Consider the following 21,315-nt stretch of genomic DNA (forward strand, 5'->3'; position numbering starts at 1 on the left):
GAGTCGGCATGAAGGATGTTTTCAATGGTTTCGCGTTCCTTCCACTGGAGTTGTACCTCGTATTTTTTGTTCATCTGCAAGCCCTCCCAAATTCTTCTTATATAGAGAGCTTAAAGATGAAATCAGACTCGGTCAAGGTACTAGTTCAATATACTCAGAATCAAATTTAATGTAGACATATGATAAATTTGGATAGAATCTTTTAGGCTCTTCATCGTCTGCAAAAAAAAACAGAAAGATAGAAATCTTCAATGTAATTTTCCTGTATTATCTTTTTCGGTAAAGTTATCATAACTTAACCTCCTGTTTAGTCTACTATTAGAATCTTTGTATCCATCCCAGTACCAGATTCTAATAAAGTATGAAATTCCCCATTTTGTTTTATGACAACCGTCATTCCGTATGGGATGGCTCAGTCATAGCTTTATTTAATGTTCCTAAACCTTCGTGCTTAACAGTACCATCATCTATTATTTTTTTGATATCTTCCAAAAACTCTGTAGCTTGTGTTTGTGACCATTTTGAATTTTTTTCCAAAAGACCTTTCCAAGATAATTTTATGATCCAGGAAATGGATCTTCAAGTTTTTTCCTGCTACGGTTTTTTTCGAAATTTGGTGTTTTAGGGACAAGTTCCCCCGTCCCCTAAGTTGTAATCTTAAACATAGACATAAAGAAGGTGGCAACTATTTACCAGTTACCACCCATTTTATAATCCAGGCTTGGCTCACCGCCTTGTATTCGGTCTGTGCCAATACCTACCGAAGCTATTATTCAGTTCAAAAAACTATCAATAGCCCACTTTTAATTTTCTATTAATTTTATTTATATATGTCCTATACTCATCCTTCTCATCTTCGTATAACCAAATGTCTGATTTATTAATTAGATCATTGTCTATGATTAAACTAATGATTTTAATTAAAGATTCTTTATTTACTTCTAAGATTTTATGATCAACAGATGATAACTTTTCCGTTAATTCTACTGTATCAATCTCTGCAAAAAAAGGGTTATTATCCTTTAAAATCCTTTGAATAATTTCAAAAACGACCATTTCCACAAAAATATTTTGTCTTATACATCGTATAAGATCAAAATTTTCTAAGTTTTCAAGCGTTTTATCAAGAATATCTAGATACCATTTGACTAAAGGACTATTAGGATTATCTATTGCATTTTGGACTGCTTCTTCATATGCTTCTTTAGTTATAAACAAACTAAGTTTTTTAGTTCTATCAAACACATTCAACACCGCCTTATTGATAATTATTTTGGAGGTAATATTCCTCCAAATGGAGCAAAAATATCTTCTATTTTATTCATAGAAGCATTTACCTCATTAATTTTACTAGTATACAATTGTCTCAATTCACTATCTAAATTAGGATTTTTAAGAATTCCTTCATAGCTTTTTTTAAGCTTTTCCAATCCTCTATATGAGTCTGAAACTTCTTGCATATGGTTAAATGGCAATCCATCTTCCCTCAATACTAGTGAACCATCCTCTCTTAAGAGCGGTATTCCATTTAATTCCTTTTCAGCTCCTAATAAATCATCTGGTGTTACATGAGTATAGACCCTGTCGTGTAGATTTAAAGTAGCTTGTTGGCTAGTCGTTATTTTTGATCTTGCAGCATCTGATAAATCATCAACACTTGAAACTATTCTAGTCCTACTACCGCCCGAACCACCATTATTCGTCTCCTCAGAAGAATGATCATCCTTCTTATGCGATCCTCCTGGTGAAGCACCGTCATCTTTGGAATGCTTCTTTCCTTTCCTTCCAACAATAAACGCAAATGCTGCATCTACTATCAGATGGGCATTTTCTTGTTTGGACCTGTTTTTTGCTTTTTCATAAGTAGCATCTGGATCCGTTATGACTTTAACAATTTTATCTGCTACGTCTTGTTTTCCTTCGAAGTTATCGACCACCATCTGACGAATATCTAGATTAGGAAAGTTACGTATTCGCTCCCATGTCGCCTCTACATTTTCATAAGCAGATTTTTTGATTTCATTGAACACAATCCGCTCAGTCTTATCCAGGTCTTTCATAAAAGGACTTTCCCTATACGGCCCATACTCTTTTCTATAATCGTCAATTGAATTCAGAAAATCAATTAGATATTTCTTCTGTTCCGTCGTGTATCCTTTCATATCATCCCGATACTTGGAACTCATCAAAGCTCTGTCACTATATCGAAAATGACTGTCTGTCTGCCGTTGATGTTCCATTAATGCGACTATATCTGTGAAGGGGTCCTGGTTATTATAATAGGCATTCAGCGCATCCTCAAACTGTTGATCCACATTTCTTTGATACCATCGTTCCCGTATATCAGAAGGAATATCGCTATAGGCTTGTACGGAAGCTTGATTGACTCCCTTTACATAGTTGATGAAGTCATGTATGGATTGGACTTCTCCATACCCTCTGGCACTCGTCCATACCTTACCAAGAAAATCCATCGTCGCATGCCGTTCACGAGCCCTCTGTTCCTCCGTGTGCGCATGTAAGGTTTGAGCAGCAACCTTGGCGCTCTTCCCCAACACCACTCCCCAGCCATGGGAAGGTACGCTGGCAATCATGGACAATCCGGCTGCCGCATATTTAACTATGGATGACGGTCCAGAGGAAGCGACCTCGGAACGAATCGAAGCTATTTTTTGACTTGCTGCTTTCGGTATGGCACCCAATACAGGAATAGACGCAGCTACATCGCATACTTTCTGAGCTAATCCCAATACGCCATCGAGTAGACTAGCCTTCGGTGAGCTGGGAGTGTTTACAGCTGACTTAACGGCTCCCTTATCTTTCGATGTAACGCTTGAATTGGAGCTTCCCCCTGTACTGCTGTTTGCTGCACTTTTCGCCGCTTGCGCCTCCGCATAAGCTTTCATAGACATTAGTGGTGGTTCCCAAATCGGTGCTAAATCAGCTACAAAAACCGGTCTTTTAACCGTGCCTTCCAGCTGTACTTTAGCGGACCGTATATCCGTTTCTCCATCCAACACCAAGCTACTGCTGCCCGCTTTGAAATAAATAGCCTCGGCAGCTTGAATATTCAGCTCCCCGTCCGCATGCAAGGAGAGCGTCTTGCCTGCCGACAATGACAATTCATGTTCACTGACGACCTGAATTCCTGAACCACTCATTGAAATGTGAACCTGTTCCGATTTAGCCGTCACCTTCAATTCACTGGCACTCAGCTTGATGTCCTTGCCATGAGGCGTCCCCCAATACTTGGTGGCTGGATCAGCTAGCTTGGGTGACGAGCTCCGTCCTTGTCGTATGGAACCTGCCCCATATCCATCCGCCTCATGCTCTGTAGGGAAGCGGACAGATACTTTATCTCCTCGTTCCGGCATGACGTACCAACCGCTATGTCCTTCGGCGGTATAACTGCTGGCATATGGAAACCACCATGCTTTATCCCGATCTTGTTTTTCATCCACTGTAAGATGAACACGGATTCGGCCCGATTTGGCTTCTAATACACGTCCTTCGAGCGAAGCTCCTGTGAGGTGAGGGCACAACATCTCTGTTTGCTGAATTCCCTGTTCGTGAACCAGTTTATATTCATGTAACAGCAACCCTTTTCGCAATTCAGAAGTGACTTCTGCCACCATCCATGGCTCACCATTCCAATTCGTGAGGTCTCCGGGCCGGGCAAGCGTTTCACTCTCCATCATATAGCTGAATTCCGCTATCCTTTTCGGATCAAAACTACGTCGAGTACGGTAAACCGGATGCTTCATCTCAACGTACTGCCCCTCAGGCATACCCAACCAGAGTTTAGGTCCATTCAATGAGATCTCTGGGATCAACACCGTTCCAAACCGGGAAGCCATCCGTTTGAGAAAGGCCCAATCCGTCTCTCGATATTGTAGAGTAAATTCATGCAAGATAGTACCGTCTGTTACGTTATCGATAACATCGGCCTGATTGTACTTCTGAATGATTTGCTTGATCAAATTTCCGTAGGGCATTAAGGTGTCCTGATAAGACCGCGTTACAGGTGTTATATCCAACTGAATCGTATGAGAAACGACTTCAAACTCCACATAATAGATGCCACGCACCATCCGTGTTTCTGCATGGACCAGTAAACCATGGAACAAAATGCGTTCAGGCTGACCATTCTTCGTTTTGGTACGGATAATGACCGGTTCGTTATCCTGATCCTGTTCTATGTATTGATCTCTCTGTTCTTCATCTAACCATCCACTGATCTTTAACCGGGCATGGTCATTTAATTTTCGTTCAATACGCAGTTCGTTTATCGTTTGAAGAGGATACGGACCTGTACATTCCAACTCCGTATACGTTAACATCGTTTGTGTATGATTCAACTTGTACCTCCTTACTCCAGCGTCTGGCCATCGTCTGTGATCCGAATCATTCCCCCGTATAGGCACGCATTTGAGCATTGATCCAGCAAGGCTGGTTCTCCTTCCACGAGCACATCGCTTTTGCCGCCGATCCAGGGTCCGGTGATGACCGGAACACAGTTCGCTTTCTTCACCCCGTAGATATCCACCATGTCACTGCTTTTGACCGCTGGATTAGCTGGACAGGAGCAACGACCGAAATTGCTGATATGGGTTCCTGGCAAGTAATCTCCAACGTTCATTTGGGCTTTCCCTTTTACATATACTCCGTGACTGAACGGACGTTTGAGACGTGTCGGTTGCGTACCAAAGCTGCAGCTTAAGATCGCTCCAGCAACAACATATCCTTGTTTACTTCCCCGTCCAGCTTGAATAGGTTCCTTATCGGAATGAGACTTATTTGCCATTCTTCTATTCCCCCTTTCATATGTCCTTTCTTAGTTCGTCTTCACTTCACTGCCCAGAACATTCGTCATTCCGCCCAGAGATACGGTGCTGCCTTTGCTGGTCATTTGGATTTCATCCCCTGCCGTGATTTTCACTTTACTGCCGGAATGAATGGAGATATTTCCTCCTGCGGAGAAATGAATCTGTTTGTCGCTTACAATATGAATACCATCTTTCTCATTTAACTGAATATACACGGCTCCCTCCTTACTGGTGATGACAATTTCATCGGGGGTTAATTTAATTTCCTTGCCGTGGGCCGTACGAAACAATTTGATGTCAGGATTTGCAAGCGCATGCTGCTCTACACTCTGATTCTTTTCACGCAAAGATGTACTTGCCATGCCTTCTTCCTCCCGATGGGCAGGGAAATAGAGCAGAACGGTATCCCCGAGCTCAGGCATCACGTACCATCCGCTATGACCTTCTGCAGTATAAGGAGATACATACGTGAACCAGTGGGCCTTCGCAGGTTCTTGAACGGCATCTATATTCAAATGTAATTGGATACGATCTCGCTCTACCTGAATGACTTTACCGGGTAAAGACAGACCGATAAGCTGCTCGTTAAACACCTCTTTGTGCCTCAATCCCTTGTGGGAAGTTAGGGTATACACGTGCTGCAGCATTCCTTTTTGCATGTGAGTGTCTACCTTGTACACATACAGGTTTTTACCTTTAAAGGTAACGGTACTGCCCAACTCCAATACCTGCTCCGCCTCAACCCGGTAATCAATAAAATCATGCTCGTTTACATGTGCTGTATCATTTCCGTTAAAATAACGATAATCTCCGACTCGCTTGCTGACGGTATAATGATAATTGGTTAGGTCCAGTCCGGACTGGGTTTCCTCGACTCCAAAATAGCACTTTGGTACTTCAAACACCGACGCAGGCGTGAGTGAAGTATGGTAACGCGAAGCGATCCGCTTGAGGAACTCCCAATCGGTTTCACGATATTGGACTGCTATACGGCCTAAAGCCGCTCCCCCTGTAGCCGAATCAATGATGTCAAAACCGGGATAATCTGCACCTACAGCCCGCAACAATTCCTCTACCTTCATATTTTTATCTTGAAAGGACCTATTTTTCTTGCGAATATCCAGTTTATACGTGTGTGATATCGCCTCGACCTCCAGGTAATACACATCTCTAACCACTTTGACTTCCATATGGAGCACCGTTCCGTTAAATAGAGGTGTTGGAGTGCCTGCCTCATCTAGTTGCGACACACAAACCGGGGAATCGGCTTCGATCAATTGAACATAACTGTCCTGTAATTCTTCAGGTAAAATAGCCGTGAAAGAGAGCCGGGTGTGCTCATTCAACCGCTTGGTCATACGCAATTCCTGAATGCTGACCAATTCAAATGGCGTAATTTGCAGCCGATCATATGTAATGTGGGTTAATGTCATAAGGGGTTACTTTCCTTTCGCTCAGATTCGATTTTCAACGTTAGCAGCATACTATGTGCCATGGGCTTCCAAGTCACCATTTCTTCATCCGTACAGTTAAAAGTACACATCAGCGCCCGTCCTTCCAGCACCGTAAAAAAGGATAGATTATACACACGCGCATTCCATACAGGCGTCATGAATTCGCAGTATCCAATTCGATAATCTCCTACCTCCAACACTTCATGACCAAACCATTCGGTCAACTTCTGGGTTTGTTTGACCACCTGAGCCATCTCATCCGTAAAGTTATCCAACTCTTCCGTCTGTAACGGACTCTCGGTATGCTTGAAGGTTAAGTTAATCGTGCCTGCGTCATTGGTAAAAATAAAATCTGGGCGATGGTGAGAAGGATATTTTAATCGTTGCTCGTGAATAGGCATATCCCGAAAACTCTTTGGCATCGTAATACTAATGCGTTCATCCAGCAAATGTCGCTGAGCAAAGACCAGTCTTTCTCCGCCAATTTGCATAAGTCTTTGTAGCGGCTGTCCAAACGGCTCCTTCCCGTGAGCGTGATTCAACCCTTCATGCTCAATTAAAGATTGATCATTTTCGGTATTTTCTGCTGTTACTGTGTGTAGCATCGAGACAATTTTCTTATCCAGATGTTCCATACATCATCCACTCCCATCTTTATTACTGCATGACGACTTCCTGAAAGGAGATACCACTCGTTCCCCTCCGCAACAGACTTTCTGCCAATGCCAGATTTACCAACGTGCAGGTTTCACGCAACCCTTGAACTTGCAATAGGGGTTTTCCCTTGGTGCGCTCTTGATCTACGACCAGCTTCATCAATGTTCCTCCAGGATGGAATTGACTTAGCTCACCTACACAATCCACTAGAGGGGGCTGAATCATCCAGTACAATTTTTGCTGAGAACGCTCCATATCCCGAAACAAAGCCATACGACTGAACAGGCTCGGCGTATAGACCTGTAACAACTCATGCACAGCATCAGATACCATCATCCTGGAACCCATCAGAATATCAGGGTAAACCGTGTATTCGTGACCCTTGACCTTAAACTGTGCAGCATAAGAAGAGGGCCATTCCGTCCAATCATTTATATTTACCATCTCTGCATTGGCTTCTTCGTCCCATACGGGAACAGCAGCATACAACATCCGATCATCATGTTGACAAAGAAAATACTCCACTATGCCACGTCCCTTCCATTCCATCTGTCCCACATGGTGTCATCCAAATGAAGTTCAATCCTGGGTAACTGGATGCATGCCTAAACTGAATCGGGTTCCATCCAGCACCGCTCCTTTGAAACAGGCTCCCTCTAAAGCTGCACCAATGAAGTTTGCCCCCTGCAATATGGCCCCGGTGAAATCCGCATCCTGTAAGTAAGCACCCTGAAATTCAGCTCCGGTAAGATCTGCTCCTGCAAAACTTACGGGTTGAAAACCAGATCTTTCCCATCGTTCAGACTGGTATATTCCAGGTACAGCTACTGCATCTCGAAAAGACGTTCCTCTTAAGTTGGCTTTTTCAAAACGAGCTTCTTGAATCAAGCAACTGCTAAAATCAGCTTCTTGTAAACATGCTCTATTCCAACGGGAACCAATCAAATTCCCTCCCGTAAAAACACCTTTTGTAAAGGAACTTTCACTCAAATCGGCATATTGCAAACGTATTCCCTCATAATTTCCTTGAGAACCATCGATCCCGCGGAAAACTTCATGTATGTAGTCATACGGCTTCTTTTCCTCTAGCCAGTCTTTCATCACGATGGAATCTTTGACACGTATATCCCGTTTATAAACGACTTCACTTTGGTCTAAATACTCTCCGACTCTTAGTTCGAACACATCTTCCAACTGTATTTCATGAGCAAACTGTATTTCGTCCAGCCATTCTTCTGTGATACTAAAACGCGCCAAAGCAATGATATATTGATGAACATGTACTGCCACGTGCAATTTCATCCTCTGAATATCATCCAATCCGATTCTTCCACCATATTTCTTAGCGTGCTTGCTTATTTCCGTCTCCCACTTGTCCAAATAGCGAAAGGCCCATTCTGCATCATAAGTGTCCCGGCAAGGATGGCGATCCATAAACCACGTCTTGTCCATCGCCTCCACTAAATAGGTCGCTCTTCCGTTTGCTAATTCGGTACGAAGCATGGAGTAAGATATATATCCCAACGCCTGTTTGGTACCTTCTTGCTGCATCAACTTGACTTTCTCAAATATCTGCTCCAGTGAATTGCGAAATGCCTTAGCCAAGGTATGCTTATGATTTTGAAAATAGGCTTCCAATGCGAATAACATTCGATGCTTTAGGGGGTCATAGATTTCATTTTTAAAATGTCGAAAAACCTCTTCACGATTCAAGTCCTATCTCCTTTCTGATTACTGCATTCGTATAAAGTTATGCGTATAAAGTAGCTGGTTATCCTTAAATGAAATCTGATATAAATGATATGTGAAATGATATTTTTCAAGGGTATATTTAACAATAAATCATCCTTATGTATGTATCGGACAAATTAGTGATTTTGTTTACAGAAAGAACCATAACTGTGTTCAATGGAAAAAGGTAGGTTCGCAATTGAACCCACCCATTCGAAGAAATTAAATATTAATTATTCTCTTTTACCGAACGACCACAGTCCCATGTAAGGATCCTAAGCCCATCATTCCTCCTTGAGTGGCTTGAACCTGTTGTACTCATGGCCGTCTCTTCAAATAGTTTATTTCTCTGCTACCTTCTTCTACTCAGACACCATACAACAACTCCACACTAATGTATATCAATGCATAAATATTCATTTCTCATCAATTGTGAAAATTTTTTCTCATTTGATCTGAAAATATTCCATTAATTATGACACCACACACACAAATCAAATTCAATCTTATATCTTGTACGCCTTCATGGCCTTTCTTAACTCTTTAAATGAAGGACGCTTGCCGTACATTAAGACGCCAGTACGGTAGATTTTGGCGGCTAGCCAGCCGAAGAACAGAATGGATGCAACCAGTATGGCAAGTGAAAGCCAGATTTCCAGCAGGCTCGCCCGTTCCAGACCAATCCGCAGCAGCATAACGGTCGGCGAGAAAAATGGGATATACCCGGCGACCTTGACGAACATCGTGTCAGGTGCGGCGATGTTGAAGATGCCGATATAAAAGGCCGCCAGTGACAGTACAGTAATTGGCATAATCGCCTGACCCAACTCTTCCGTACGGCTAACAATAGAGCCGACAGCGGCGAACAATACCGCGTACAGGAAGTAACCGAGGATATAGAAAACCAGGCCATAGCTAAGCACTGAGGTATTCAACTGCGACAAATCCAGCCCGGCCGAGCTGAGGATAACGCTGTTATGCGGCAGCATGAGGTTCGCACTCACCACAGCGGCAAAAACAGCAATTTGCAGCAGACCCACCAGAAAGATACCAATGATTTTCCCAAACATCTGGGTCAAAGGCGATACGCTCGTGATGAGAATTTCCATGATGCGTGAGCTTTTTTCCGAAGTCACTTCTGAGGCAATCATATTACCCGTCATCATCGACGAGGTGAAAAATAAAATCATGAGTACATAGACCAAACCATAGTTAATCATCGAAGCTTCTTTGTCCTCTGTTCCGGCAGCACGACCTGCCTCAGAGGGACTGTTCACTTCTCGGCTGTCCACGGTAACAGGCGTACTAATTTCACGGACTTGCTCACGGGTCAAGGTATTTCCGCCGATCATGGCATTGACCTTTGCCTCCTGAAGTCCGGTTTGTAGCAATGTGATTACAGCCGGGGACGGCTCTTTTTCAACCGATACGTACTCTACCTTGGGAAAAGTTTCTCCCGTTGCGGTAGGCCGCGTAAACTCCACATAGCCTTGCAGCTCCCCGTCTTTCAAAGCTTGCTGCATTGCGGGAGCTTGTGCGTTGTCATAACGCACCCAGGTAGCTGCCGGATTGGTCTGAGCCTTCGTAAATTGCTCCAGTTGACCCGCGATCTCAGTCCGGCTTCCGGCGATCAGTCCCAAACGATGATGCTCAGCAGCGGATTTACCGGAACCCCCTGCACCACCCATTCCTTCTCCCTTAAACAAAGAAATCAGATACGGCAGATTCATGCCAATGGTAATGAGCAATGCCAGCACCAGCGTTGTAATGACAAAAGATTTGGTTCTCGCCTTCTGGCGGAACGTAAAACCGATAACCGTACCCAGTCTATTCATGAGAATCACCCACCTCTCGTATGAAAATTTCATTCAGCGTAGGCTCTTTAATTTCAAAATGCTCTACATCCGTTTGCTCCAACGCCGTTTGTAAAATCAACTTGGCTGCATCCGGCTGTTCAATATGCAGCATCCAGCCCCGGTCCATTCGCTCTACACGGCGTACGCCGGGCAGTTGTTCCAGTCCGTTCACTTCGCCAGTCGTGATGAGACGAACTTTTTCACGCGGGTAGCGACCTTTAATCTCCTGCACATTTCCCTGCACAACTGTATTCGAACGATGCAAAATCGTAATATGGCGACACAGCTCCTCTACATGCTCCATCCGGTGAGTCGAGAATAAAATTGCAGCCCCGTCGTCCCGCAGCTCCTTCACCGTATCCTTAAGCAGCTCGACGTTCACAGGATCAAGCCCGCTGAATGCCTCATCCAAAATGAGCAACGTCGGGCGATGCACAACGGCTGCAATAAAGCCCATTTTCTGCTGATTCCCCTTGGATAACTCTTCAATCCGCTTATTGTAATATTCAGGCACGCCGAAGCGTTCCAGCCAATAGCGCAGACTTTTGTCCGCATCCTTGGACGACATTCCGCGCAGCCTGCCTAAATAGTTAATTTGCTCGCTCACCTTTACCTTGGGATACAACCCTCGTTCCTCAGGCAAATAACCCATCGTCCGTTGAAGCTCCTTGCTATATGGCTTGCCCTCATATTGAATGCTTCCGCCATCAGGGTAAATCAGACCGAGTACCATGCGCATCGTTGTCGTTTTGCCTGCTCCATTGCCTCCCAGCAGTCCGTAAATCTCTCCGCCGCTCACATCCAGCGAAATGCCGTTAACCGCCGTGTGGTTGCCATATTGCTTCACAACCTGCTCCAATTGCAGCATACTCATGAATCCCCAGCCCCCTTTTTCTCCCCTAAAATCTCAGTACCTCCCGGGATTTGTCCCGCAGACCAATGCCATAAAATATCATCCAGCTCCAAACTCCGCACACGGATCGGACGAATGCCCTCCTGCTCCAATATGGCGCTAGCTTCTCCGGCTGCCAACGTTACAATCCGCTGCAATCCGCCATCGCTCTCTGTCTCTATAACCCCCGGCAGCTCCGATGCTTCCTCTGGCGTCCCCTCAAACCACATTTCCTTGCTATTTTCGAGCAAGTGGTCCTTTTCCAGCTTACCGAGCAGCCTTCCTTCATGCATCAGAACAATATAATCGGCCAGGCGCTTGATCTCGTCCATGATATGAGTGGCAATAATAACCGTCGTTTTGCCGTTTTCCATACAATCCCGCAGTTCCTCCAGCATAATCTTCCATGCAAAAGGGTCCAATCCCGACGAAGGTTCATCGAGCAGCAGCAAACGGGGATGAGGTGCCAAGGCAGCAGCCAGCTCAAACTTGCGGCGCTCTCCCTTGGACATACGCGATAATCTCGTATGCTGCGGGACCTGAAAGCGTTCCAGCAACCGCTGGAAACGCGTTTTGTCCCAGCCCGGATACCACAACGCCCGAAAAGCCGCTGCTGCTTCTGCCGTAAGTCGGTCTTCCTCACGGGTCGGCTGTTCCGGCACATATCCAACCCACTGCCGCGTATCTATGGGCATACCATCCGGATACGCCTGACCGAACCAGCGAATTTCACCAGAATCCGGATGGACAAGCTGGGTTAGCAGATGCAGCAATGTGCTTTTCCCTGATCCGTTATGTCCAGCCAAAGCGACCACATATCCCGGTTCTATCGTCAAATTAATTGGTCCGATCTCCCGGTTTCCCCGCTTTTTATAGACTTGGCTCATCTCTATGATTGGTGTTTCCACGGGCATCACTCCTTCGCTTGGACTTCATACTTTCTCTTCACCATGTCTGCGAAAAGCTCCAACAATTCCTGTTCTGTCATCTGCACAGCGATGCCTGTGTCAACCGCCGTTTCCAACGCCTCGGTCACTGCTTTAAGGCGGTAACCTGAGCGCTTATCGTCCTCGACCAGAGCTACGAAGGTGCCCGTCCCCTGCCGGGTACGAAGCAAGCCCTCGTTCTCCAAATCCTGATAGACCCGCCGGACGGTGATGACGCTGCAGCGGAGCGTCCCTGCAAACTCCCGAATGGAGGGAAGCAGCGTTCCCGCTGCAATCTGTCCGGTTACGATGAGTGAACGAAGTTGCTTTTCAATCTGCGCATACAGCGGTTCCGCGCTATTCTCATCAATTTGCACTGGTATATTCACCTGCTTCCCACCCCTATATAGTTATCTTTATACACATACTGCTAAGCTAAATCCCGTTTCATGAGCTTACGCTGTGTCACCCGATAGGACACCCACATGCCCAGAGCTCCTGCCAGCAGCGCTCCCCACATCACCGGAGACAACAGCTGCCATTCCTTGCTGTAAGATGCCGTTATCGATACCAGATTGGTCCCACATACTCGAACTATAATTGTAACAATCCCGCAAATTAGCATGATGACAATAGATAGCCAAAAGTAGGCTTTTCCTTTTTTAAGAAATTCCAAATGAATATAAATGGCTTGAATCAGCATTCCGTAGCCTATCCAGGTAAGTGCAAACGATACAAAAAAGCCCGTGCCAGCATATACCCGAAGCGTACCTGAAATTGTAAACAGAAGGACAAAAAATACCACGCTATTCACGATAAACGCCAAAACCGCCTGTTGAATTCGGCTCATAATCACCGCACTCACCGGTATGGGCAATATGCGGAGAAAAGCCAGCATGTGCGTATAGGAATCTTCCTGCAAATATTTGAATGTACGTCGGTTATAAATGAATCCGAGAAACGGAATCAGCACCAGCATGATAAAATCGGCTGCTGGACTCAAGTCTCCACGTTCACCCCATTGCACACTTACAGCAAAACTCATGGTAAATCCCAAATACGCAATAAACAGCAATGTCCACAGCATGACATATGGATTGTTGCGAAAATCCTGACGGGTAATCTTCCATGCCTGCTTGATGATTGTCATTTTCTTATCCTGATCCCTTCTGCACTGCCTGTAATGACGACCTCGTTCTCTCTTCATACGAAGTTATTATTACAATAATCAGTGTAATTACTGTATATATCTTTATACACAGTATATAGACTGTGAATTATAACTGTCAACACCTGAATGTAAATTGTGCGTACAATCACAAAAGCTCGTCAGGACCTATGCTACTCTGTAAATGATAAACGTTCTCAATCTAGGGGATGAACAAATGGATAAGATACTGCACTGGGATGAGCCAATATTTAACCTTGTTAACCGCTATCCCGAAGTGAAGGACATTATGGTAGAACTGGGTTTTCACGATATCGCCAAGCCTGGCATGTTACAAACCGCAGGTCGTTTCATGACACTGTCCAAAGGTATTGCATTGAAAAAAGTAGCTATGGAAACCGTGCAGCGGACATTTTTGCAACATGGTTTTACTATTCAAAAATAAAGGAGCTAACCATCATGAGCGAGCTGATCAATAACCGCGAACACACAGCAAAGGAACTCACAGAACGCCAGCAAATATTAAAGGAAATTATGAAGGAACTACATGACGGGAAAAGCGTGGATGAAGTCAAAGCGCGCTTCGCAGTAGCAGTTGGCGGAGTAAGCGTGGCAGAAATTTCGGCCATGGAGCATGCATTGATGACCGAGGAGGGAATTCCCGTATCGGAAGTGCAGCGTCTTTGTTCCGTGCATACATCGATATTCAAGGGTTCCATTGAGGATATTCATCGTCCTTCAGGGCCAGAGGAACAACCGGGACATCCCGTTCATACCTTCAAACTGGAAAATCGGGAGATCGAACGACTAGTCAACTTCCAGCTCGCACTGCACGCAGATCAATTTCAAAAGGATGATAGCCCCAAAATCATTTACAAGCTGCTGGAGGATTTAAGTCTGCTGCTGGATCTTGATAAGCACTATAGCCGTAAAGAAAATTTGGTCTTTCCTTATTTAGAACGCTATGGAATTTTCGGCCCAACCAAGGTAATGTGGGGTGTAGACGACAGCATTCGTGCCGCGATTAAGGAGGCGAAGAGTCTGCTCGCCGAATATAACGGAGATCGTGAACAGATTGGAAAGGCGCTTGCCCATATCATGACCGAAGTGAACGAAATGATATTCAAGGAAGAGAATATTCTGCTGCCGATGGCGCTGGGTAAGCTGACAGAGGATGAGTGGCTGAAAATAGCCCGTGAAAGTGCAGAAATCGGGTTCTGCCTGACCGCGCCCGAGCGGGAATGGATACCTGAGCGGGCAGAGGAGCCTGTGGAAATGGATGAGCAACAGGAAGGAACATCAGGAACTCCCCAAGGCTTCGTGCGATTCGAGACGGGGATTGTATCCGTACAACAATTGGAACTGCTGTTGAACCATCTACCCGTTGACCTGACATTTATCGATGAAAATGATGTTGTTCGCTATTTTTCCCATGGTAAAGAACGAATCTTCGCTCGCACGAAAGCCGTCATTGGACGTACCGTGCAGAATTGCCACCCGCCGCAAAGCGTGCATGTCGTCGAGAAGCTGCTGGAGGATTTTAAGGCTGGCCGCAAGGATGCTGAAGATTTTTGGATTCCGATCAAGGACAAATTTGTCTATATCCGCTATTTTGCCATCCGTGATGCAGAAGACCGCTATCTGGGAACGCTAGAATTCACGCAAAACATCGCACCTATTCGTGCCTTGGAAGGGCAGAAACGGATTTTATCCGAGTAATCATTATCCGCTACAAAAAGATTACTCACCGTATTCCTGTCGCCTCCAGCTAACATCAAAGGAGTCTTTCTCCACTTTACATGTAGAGAAAGACTCCTTTCCATTTGTACAGTCCGCTATTTATGTTCCCACCCGTAAGCCACCATGTTCAGGTTCTTGTCACCCATTTTTATAAGATGCTGCTCTACTATAAGCTTGGCTCCCAGTTGCTCATAAAAATAGCGAGCCGGATTATCTGCTAACACCCACACGATGGCAGAGTGTATGTCCATACTGCTTAAATGTTGAAGAAGACGCATGAATAATTGCTTTCCCCATCCTAGACTGTGGTATTCTTTTAACACATAAATAGCAGTTACCTCTCCCTCATACGGGGGATATTCACCTGACTTTTCCGGCCCTCCACTCACAAATCCGCTGATTTCCCCCTTCTCATTTTCAACCACATATACCTGATGATCGTCTTCACTGGATATATTTGATTTCCACAGCTCTGTTCTTTGCTCATAGGAAAGTCGTTCCAGAACCTCGGCGGGTATGATATTTTTGTAGGTGGTTCTCCAGCAATCCACATGTACCTTGGCGATGCCTGTCGTATCTGATATCGTCGCTTCTCTGATCATCATGTTGGCTCCACTTCCATTTCCAATATTATGCTCTCTATTATACCGATGAGCCCATTCTTGATCTATAATAAGAATTACCATTGTTTACAGAAGCTCGATGCAACGACAATCCCTTTACTCATCATTCATTACTGGAGGATTTGACTTGAATAAAATCATTTCATTCTACGTTCCGCTTGGCATCTCATCATTGATTGCCGCGCTGACCCATGTCATCGTCAATGCTGTGCTCGCACGCTCGGAGCATCCTTCGTTCACATTGAGCAGCTATGCGGTGGCAGTCAGCCTGTGCCTGCTGCTGGAAACCCCGTTAACTGCCGTACGACAGATGACCACGAAATTCGGATATGACCGCCAATCCGTTCGCTCCATCGGTATTTTATGTGCGTGTGTAGCGGCGGCTGTACTGGTCATCGGCTGGAGCATTGGCCTTACATCTGCTGGAAACCTGGTCTTTGAATATGTATTCGGCGTATCTCCGGCCTTGATCGAACCCACCAAGAGTGTGTTTCAGGTGCTTACTTTACTGTACATATTAGTAGCCGTCCGCAACATCTATCAGGGGCTTATTATTAACAAGCACCGTACGGCCTGGATGACGTTCAGCTCGTCCATTCGTATTATCGCGATGCTGATTGCATCCTGGTTTCTAATTCGGGCAGGCTGGACGAATGACGGGCGAATTGGCGCTGCCATCTTTATTGCAGGTATCTTTATTGAACTGGTCGTTACCTTTTTGGAAGGCCGCGTTTTGAAAAAAAAGCTGCCGCCCGACAACGGCGAGCAAACCATCCACCGTGCAAGCCATCTGCTTCCTTTTTATCTCCCCTTGCTATATTCGGCGCTGGTGCTGGTTGTTCTGAATCCGTCCATACAGGCTGCGCTGAACAATACAATCGATCCATTATTGGCCGTAGCCTCCTTCTCCGTGGCTCTGCAAATCCTGAATCTGTTCGTCTGGTTTTGCAGTTCCCTGCATCAGATCGTCATTCAATTCTACACGAGCAGGCGTCGGGAGGTACTGATATTTTTGAGCGTTCTGTCCGCCCTGTCGCCGTTATTATTGCTGCTGCTGTCCTTTGAATTTGCAGGTGACCCTATTTTGCGGAATGTGTTGGGACTGGAAGGGGAGCTACTGGTGGAAACGAGAGGATTGCTTCGCATACTTTCAATCTATGTTGCATTTTATCCATGGGTAGAATATTTCATCGGACGGTCGATATTGATCGGCAATACCAAACCTGTTTTCATCGGCAGGCTGTTCTCCGTTTTCTTTGCGATTCTCGCGCTCATTTTATGCATCTCCTTTTTTCCGGGGCTGGACGGACAGGTGGCAGGAATCGTTATGGCTGTTTCCTCACCCGTCGAATTAGGTATCTATCTGTGGCTTTACCGGAAAATCTCTCTGAATACGATGAACGTGTCATCCTGAATAAAAAGCCCGCCAAGAGAGCCCTTTGCCCATGCCAGGCAAATTGGACTCCCTATGGCTGTACCGATCTTTATGCGGTCAAAATGTACGGGCCGTTCTTCGTGATCGCAATCGTGTGCTCATATTGTGCGCCCCAACTGCCGTCCGCCGAGGTGATGGTCCAGCCATCATCCTCCCACAATACAGCCCCCTCCGTTCCGAGGGTAAATACCGGCTCGATGGTAATCACCATCCCTTCGCGCAGCGGTAACCCCGTTCCGGCACGACCATAGTGCAAAACATCCGGCGGCTCGTGCATCTGACGACCAATACCGTGCCCGATCAAGGGCTTCACGATGCCGTACCGCCGCCATCCTGTCGCTTTTTCCACTGCGTGCCCAATGTCCCCCAGCGTCCTGCCTGGACGAGCGACTTCAATTCCGCGCACCAGTGCCTTATGCGTTTGCCGTAGCAGCCTCGCTACCGGACGACTGACATTACCTACTGCATAGGTCCAGCCCCGGTCGGCCAGCCAGCCATCCTTATTGACCACAATGTCGATGGTCACAATATCCCCATCATGAAGCACTCGCTCCGATGGAAAACCATGGCACACCACCTCGTTGACCGAAGCGCAGGTGGCATAAGGAAAGCCCTTGTAGCCTTTTTGCTCAGGCGTGGCTCCGCGCTTGCTTAAAAACTGCTCTACCCAAGCATCGATTTCAAGCGTTGTGATTCCCGGAAGAATACGACTTTCCAGCGCACGATGGCAATCTGCCAAAATACGTCCGGCCTCCCTCATATAGCCGATTTCCTCCGGTGTCCGTATGGCTATCTCTATTGGAATCCGCCTCCTTTGAGCATACAAATTCACTAAACCTATCCCATTGTATGCAGGACGGACACAAAAAAACCGTCTCCTCTGTGGATAGACGGTTTATAAAAGTCGTATTTCTAGTTTTTCGGGTCATCGAACCCTTTAAGATACTGAAGAATTTATGCGACCGAGTTCGTTTTCCACCACCATGGTCAACTCTTCCTCATACCCTCCTGTAATCCGGTATTTTCGCACATATTCCTTTACAAATTTTTTGGGATCCTTAGGCCGGAAAATTCGAGTCATTTCCCGCAGACTTTCCTTAACTTCATTGTGACCTTTCGTTGCCATGTAACTCCCTCCCAAAACGTTGAAAATAAGTGCTCCGTTGAAGAGAATGCCGAAAAGTATTGATGTCCTTATGCAGTGAAGTAGTATGTCTTAATGCAGCTTAGGTCGGGAATGCCTTATGTAAGGCGTGTACCTGACACTATTATTAACCGAATTTCTATTGGCTGAATCACTTCCCCATTATAACATATTCAGGTACAGCTTTCAGCTTTCCAGCAATTTTACATATATTTTACCCAAATTTTACGTTACACGTCATATCTGGATGTCCCTTTTGATTGGTGCAGGACAGTATACTCTATTTATCGGCTTTTGGAGTGTATGTGTTTGGGGTAAAATAAATAAACATACAGGGAGAATGGATGGGAATGTTCCTGAAATGAGCTACATGTGCTTATTGAATAATAGGGGGCTAGACATAATGGAAGCCGCAGCACCAAAAATTTTAATATTGTATGCCAGCTACGGAGAAGGCCATGTGCAGGCCGCCCGGGCGATTATGGACAGTTTGCGGAGACTCGGACGCTGCGAGGTTCAGTTACTCGACCTGATGGCTGAATCCCATCCCTGGTTGAACGGTTTAACCAAATTTGTCTATATGCAAAGCTTCAAAACCATTCCCGGGCTTTACGGTTGGGTCTATAACATAACCCGTGGAATGCAGGCAAAATCGGCCTTTGGCAGTGTGCTGCATTCCTTTGGGATGCGCCAGCTCGCGCTCACTCTGGAAGAGGAGAAGCCTGAACTTGTTATACATACGTTCCCGCAGCTCGCTCTCCCGGCGTTACGCCGCAAATTGGGGTTGAAGCTGCCCATTGTGAACGTGGTTACAGACTTTGACCTGCACGGGCGCTGGCTGCATCCCGATATCGATCGTTACTATGTGGCAACCGAGGATATACAACAGGAAGCCGCACAGCGGGGAATCCCTTCCGAACGGATTGTCGCCACAGGCATCCCGATTCATGCTTCGTTTTATAAAAGGCTTGCCGAAGATACTGATCCAGAAGATGCTGATGCTGATGTTGCTGAGGATTATCCAATTCCTCCGTCAGATCCGGGAACGACAACACTGCTCATTATGGCAGGTGCCTATGGCGTGATGTCCGGCATATTGGACATTTGTCGGCAATTGAGCCGTCTCCCGCAGCTGCGGCTACTGATCGTCTGCGGACGTAATCCGCAGCTAAAAGCCGAGTTGGATGCGCTGTATGCAGATCATCCCGGTATCCGCATCTTTGGATTCATCGACTATGTTCCCGCACTCATGCGTGCAAGCGATATGGTCATTACCAAGCCCGGCGGCATCACACTCTCGGAAAGCATCGCCTCTGGATTACCCATCCTTGTGTTCAAGCCTGTACCCGGTCAGGAGCTGAATAACGCCCTGTATCTGGAGCAAAAAGGAGCTGCTCGCATTGCCCGTAATACGCAAGAGCTAATTCAACTTTGCGTCGACCTGATCTCCAATCCCTCTCTCGCTCTAGGAATGAAACAGTCGATTGAGCAACTGCGCAAACCTCATCCCGCAGACCGGATTGCCGAGGATATTTTACACCAGCTTGTGGATAAAACCCCTTCCATACGGACAAATTAACGAAGAATAAGCCAGACGGAGGAGATACCAATGGAACGCAAAGGAAAGGATTTGCTCCCGCTTACGGGTGAGAAGGTAGAAGTAGACGGTATTTATGTCGATGAGGACGGACATGAGCAGCATTTACATCGGGGACAGCATTTTCCCTCTGATGTTGTTTTAGGCGATTCCGAGTGGAAAATGACCGAATACGCCTTTGACAATCATCATGACGGACGTACCGATGAACGACTTGTCCCCAAAGAGGATGACGAGGATAAAAAGGGTAAAATTACACATCCACGCCGTCGTTTACAACGCGGAGATCGTTAACATGGGAAAGTAAGTATCTGAATGAAATATCCACAGATAAGTATATCTTGTTGATATATTGTGCACAATTTGTGCATAAAGCGTGGGTATATTCTATGTTGTCTACAACTTGTGCACAAATTGTGTATAACAACTGTTTGTTTTGTGGATAAATATTATGAATCAGTGGATAAATTGCGTACAACATGTGCAAAAATTGTGGATAACGTTAAAAAGGGCTGAGCGAAACCTATTCGTTCGGCCTTTTTCGTGTTTTTATACACATGCTCGGCTTGAACTTTTTCTGCCGCAGGTTGGCATAACCTTAATTCCTGTCCTCATACCCTGTATAGTACGGAGCTTGCGCATGAAAAACTTATAAAGGGGGATTGGCCTTACATGTCAGTCTACAAGTCTTCCACAGGAATGGATGAAAATATAGCGGCTGTCCTGTGCTACCTGTTCGCATTCCTTGGTGCACTGGCCTTCGTGTTGCTGGAAAAGAAAAGTCGGTTCGTCCTGTTTCACGCGCTGCAATCCATTTTTCTGTTCGTAGCCCTCATGATCGGGCATGTACTTGCAGGACTCATTCCGCTACTCGGCCCTCCACTCGCTTCCCTGCTGACGCTGGCAGGCATCGCCTTATGGATCGTCCTTATCATTCATGCTGGACAAGGCAAGTGGCTCAAGCTTCCCTGGGTGGGTGATCTGGCCCTCCATCAAGCCCGGCAGTTGTGAAGATACAGCATTTACGAACCTTCTAACGATTTATGCGTAAAAATTAAGGCGGCTTTAGAATCAACGAACAGCCGTGTCTCGGACAAAGTCCAAGGCGCGGCTATTTTATAATTTGTGTATCAAGCAATATTAATATAATTATATTATATGCTGCCTTATCAATAGATGCTTCGTTAGTGTTAAGAGAAACTACTACCATTACTCAATATTTATTTATCATTCTAGTTGCAACGAGTATGAAAAACTAGTCACTCT

General features: G+C 45.7%; 22 protein-coding genes. 6 read left to right on the plus strand and 16 right to left on the minus strand.

Annotated features, from left to right (window positions below; all coding sequences use genetic code 11):
• Positions 1-393 precede the first annotated feature (393 nt).
• The 13 genes from E0698_RS18150 to E0698_RS18210 all read right to left on the minus strand — a co-directional run bounded on the left by E0698_RS18150 (position 394) and on the right by E0698_RS18210 (position 13,492).
• Positions 394-537 carry a hypothetical protein gene (locus E0698_RS18150; protein WP_192512466.1) on the minus strand — a complete coding sequence of 48 codons (144 nt, stop codon included), beginning with the start codon at positions 535-537 and terminating at the stop codon, positions 394-396.
• A 252-nt stretch (positions 538-789) separates the two neighbouring features.
• Complete coding sequence (locus E0698_RS18155; RefSeq protein WP_192512467.1) at positions 790-1,254, minus strand: contact-dependent growth inhibition system immunity protein; 465 nt, start codon at positions 1,252-1,254, stop codon at positions 790-792.
• Between the two features lie 14 nt (positions 1,255-1,268).
• Positions 1,269-4,322, minus strand: a complete 3,054-nt coding sequence (locus tag E0698_RS18160; RefSeq protein WP_192512468.1) for a phage baseplate assembly protein V — start codon at positions 4,320-4,322, stop codon at positions 1,269-1,271.
• A gap of 47 nt (positions 4,323-4,369) precedes the next feature.
• The gene (locus tag E0698_RS18165; protein WP_192512469.1) at positions 4,370-4,804 is read right to left on the minus strand and encodes a DUF4280 domain-containing protein; all 435 of its coding nucleotides are present in this window, start codon (positions 4,802-4,804) and stop codon (positions 4,370-4,372) included.
• A gap of 30 nt (positions 4,805-4,834) precedes the next feature.
• Entirely contained in the window at positions 4,835-6,259 is a 1,425-nt protein-coding gene (locus E0698_RS18170; RefSeq protein ID WP_192512470.1) for a phage baseplate assembly protein V, read from the minus strand.
• Positions 6,256-6,915 (minus strand): hypothetical protein, encoded by a 660-nt coding sequence (locus E0698_RS18175; RefSeq protein WP_192512471.1) that lies wholly within the window; start codon positions 6,913-6,915, stop codon positions 6,256-6,258. Before E0698_RS18175 ends, E0698_RS18170 begins: the two co-directional genes overlap by 4 nt.
• A 22-nt stretch (positions 6,916-6,937) precedes the next feature.
• Entirely contained in the window at positions 6,938-7,486 is a 549-nt protein-coding gene (locus tag E0698_RS18180; protein WP_202894964.1) for a hypothetical protein, read from the minus strand.
• Positions 7,487-7,516: 30 nt separating this feature from the next.
• Positions 7,517-8,650, minus strand: a complete 1,134-nt coding sequence (locus E0698_RS18185) for a pentapeptide repeat-containing protein (RefSeq protein ID WP_192512473.1) — start codon at positions 8,648-8,650, stop codon at positions 7,517-7,519.
• 524 nt (positions 8,651-9,174) lie between these two features.
• Complete coding sequence (locus E0698_RS18190; protein ID WP_192512474.1) at positions 9,175-10,503, minus strand: ABC transporter permease; 1,329 nt, start codon at positions 10,501-10,503, stop codon at positions 9,175-9,177.
• Positions 10,496-11,398 carry an ABC transporter ATP-binding protein gene (locus E0698_RS18195; protein ID WP_134911343.1) on the minus strand — a complete coding sequence of 301 codons (903 nt, stop codon included), beginning with the start codon at positions 11,396-11,398 and terminating at the stop codon, positions 10,496-10,498. The genes E0698_RS18190 and E0698_RS18195 overlap by 8 nt, the downstream gene beginning before the upstream one ends.
• Positions 11,395-12,303 carry an ATP-binding cassette domain-containing protein gene (locus E0698_RS18200; RefSeq protein WP_238354063.1) on the minus strand — a complete coding sequence of 303 codons (909 nt, stop codon included), beginning with the start codon at positions 12,301-12,303 and terminating at the stop codon, positions 11,395-11,397. Before E0698_RS18200 ends, E0698_RS18195 begins: the two co-directional genes overlap by 4 nt.
• A 26-nt stretch (positions 12,304-12,329) precedes the next feature.
• The gene (locus E0698_RS18205) at positions 12,330-12,731 is read right to left on the minus strand and encodes a GntR family transcriptional regulator (RefSeq protein ID WP_192512476.1); all 402 of its coding nucleotides are present in this window, start codon (positions 12,729-12,731) and stop codon (positions 12,330-12,332) included.
• Positions 12,732-12,772: 41 nt separating this feature from the next.
• The gene (locus E0698_RS18210; protein WP_192512540.1) at positions 12,773-13,492 is read right to left on the minus strand and encodes a hypothetical protein; all 720 of its coding nucleotides are present in this window, start codon (positions 13,490-13,492) and stop codon (positions 12,773-12,775) included.
• A 235-nt stretch (positions 13,493-13,727) separates the two neighbouring features.
• Between E0698_RS18210 and E0698_RS18215 the strand changes: the two genes are divergently transcribed.
• Both E0698_RS18215 and E0698_RS18220 read left to right on the plus strand, forming a co-directional pair.
• Positions 13,728-13,955, plus strand: coding sequence for a DUF1858 domain-containing protein (locus tag E0698_RS18215; RefSeq protein WP_192512477.1), 228 nt, complete (start codon positions 13,728-13,730; stop codon positions 13,953-13,955).
• 14 nt (positions 13,956-13,969) lie between these two features.
• Positions 13,970-15,229 carry a DUF438 domain-containing protein gene (locus tag E0698_RS18220; RefSeq protein ID WP_134911348.1) on the plus strand — a complete coding sequence of 420 codons (1,260 nt, stop codon included), beginning with the start codon at positions 13,970-13,972 and terminating at the stop codon, positions 15,227-15,229.
• A gap of 116 nt (positions 15,230-15,345) precedes the next feature.
• On the opposite strand, the gene E0698_RS18225 is transcribed toward E0698_RS18220, so the two are convergent.
• Positions 15,346-15,855 (minus strand): GNAT family N-acetyltransferase, encoded by a 510-nt coding sequence (locus tag E0698_RS18225; protein ID WP_192512478.1) that lies wholly within the window; start codon positions 15,853-15,855, stop codon positions 15,346-15,348.
• A gap of 145 nt (positions 15,856-16,000) precedes the next feature.
• Between E0698_RS18225 and E0698_RS18230 the strand changes: the two genes are divergently transcribed.
• Positions 16,001-17,287: a hypothetical protein gene (locus tag E0698_RS18230; RefSeq protein WP_192512479.1), complete on the plus strand. Its 1,287-nt coding sequence runs from the start codon at positions 16,001-16,003 to the stop codon at positions 17,285-17,287.
• 70 nt (positions 17,288-17,357) lie between these two features.
• Here the strand turns inward: E0698_RS18230 and map are convergent, their stop codons facing one another.
• The gene (map, locus tag E0698_RS18235) at positions 17,358-18,140 is read right to left on the minus strand and encodes a type I methionyl aminopeptidase (protein WP_337916344.1); all 783 of its coding nucleotides are present in this window, start codon (positions 18,138-18,140) and stop codon (positions 17,358-17,360) included.
• A gap of 105 nt (positions 18,141-18,245) precedes the next feature.
• Positions 18,246-18,434, minus strand: coding sequence for a hypothetical protein (locus tag E0698_RS18240; protein WP_007428354.1), 189 nt, complete (start codon positions 18,432-18,434; stop codon positions 18,246-18,248).
• A 421-nt stretch (positions 18,435-18,855) separates the two neighbouring features.
• On the opposite strand from E0698_RS18240, the gene E0698_RS18245 reads away from it, so the two are divergent.
• The 3 genes from E0698_RS18245 to E0698_RS18255 all read left to right on the plus strand — a co-directional run bounded on the left by E0698_RS18245 (position 18,856) and on the right by E0698_RS18255 (position 21,060).
• Positions 18,856-20,031 (plus strand): MGDG synthase family glycosyltransferase, encoded by a 1,176-nt coding sequence (locus tag E0698_RS18245; RefSeq protein ID WP_134911352.1) that lies wholly within the window; start codon positions 18,856-18,858, stop codon positions 20,029-20,031.
• 30 nt (positions 20,032-20,061) lie between these two features.
• On the plus strand, positions 20,062-20,343 hold the full coding sequence (locus E0698_RS18250) for a hypothetical protein (RefSeq protein ID WP_044649310.1): 282 nt from the start codon (positions 20,062-20,064) through the stop codon (positions 20,341-20,343).
• A 378-nt stretch (positions 20,344-20,721) separates the two neighbouring features.
• The gene (locus E0698_RS18255) at positions 20,722-21,060 is read left to right on the plus strand and encodes a DUF4870 domain-containing protein (RefSeq protein WP_044649309.1); all 339 of its coding nucleotides are present in this window, start codon (positions 20,722-20,724) and stop codon (positions 21,058-21,060) included.
• Positions 21,061-21,315: the final 255 nt, after the last annotated feature.

Origin of the sequence: Paenibacillus sp. 23TSA30-6 (genome assembly GCF_014858585.1) — a bacterium.
Lineage (GTDB): Bacteria > Bacillota > Bacilli > Paenibacillales > Paenibacillaceae > Paenibacillus.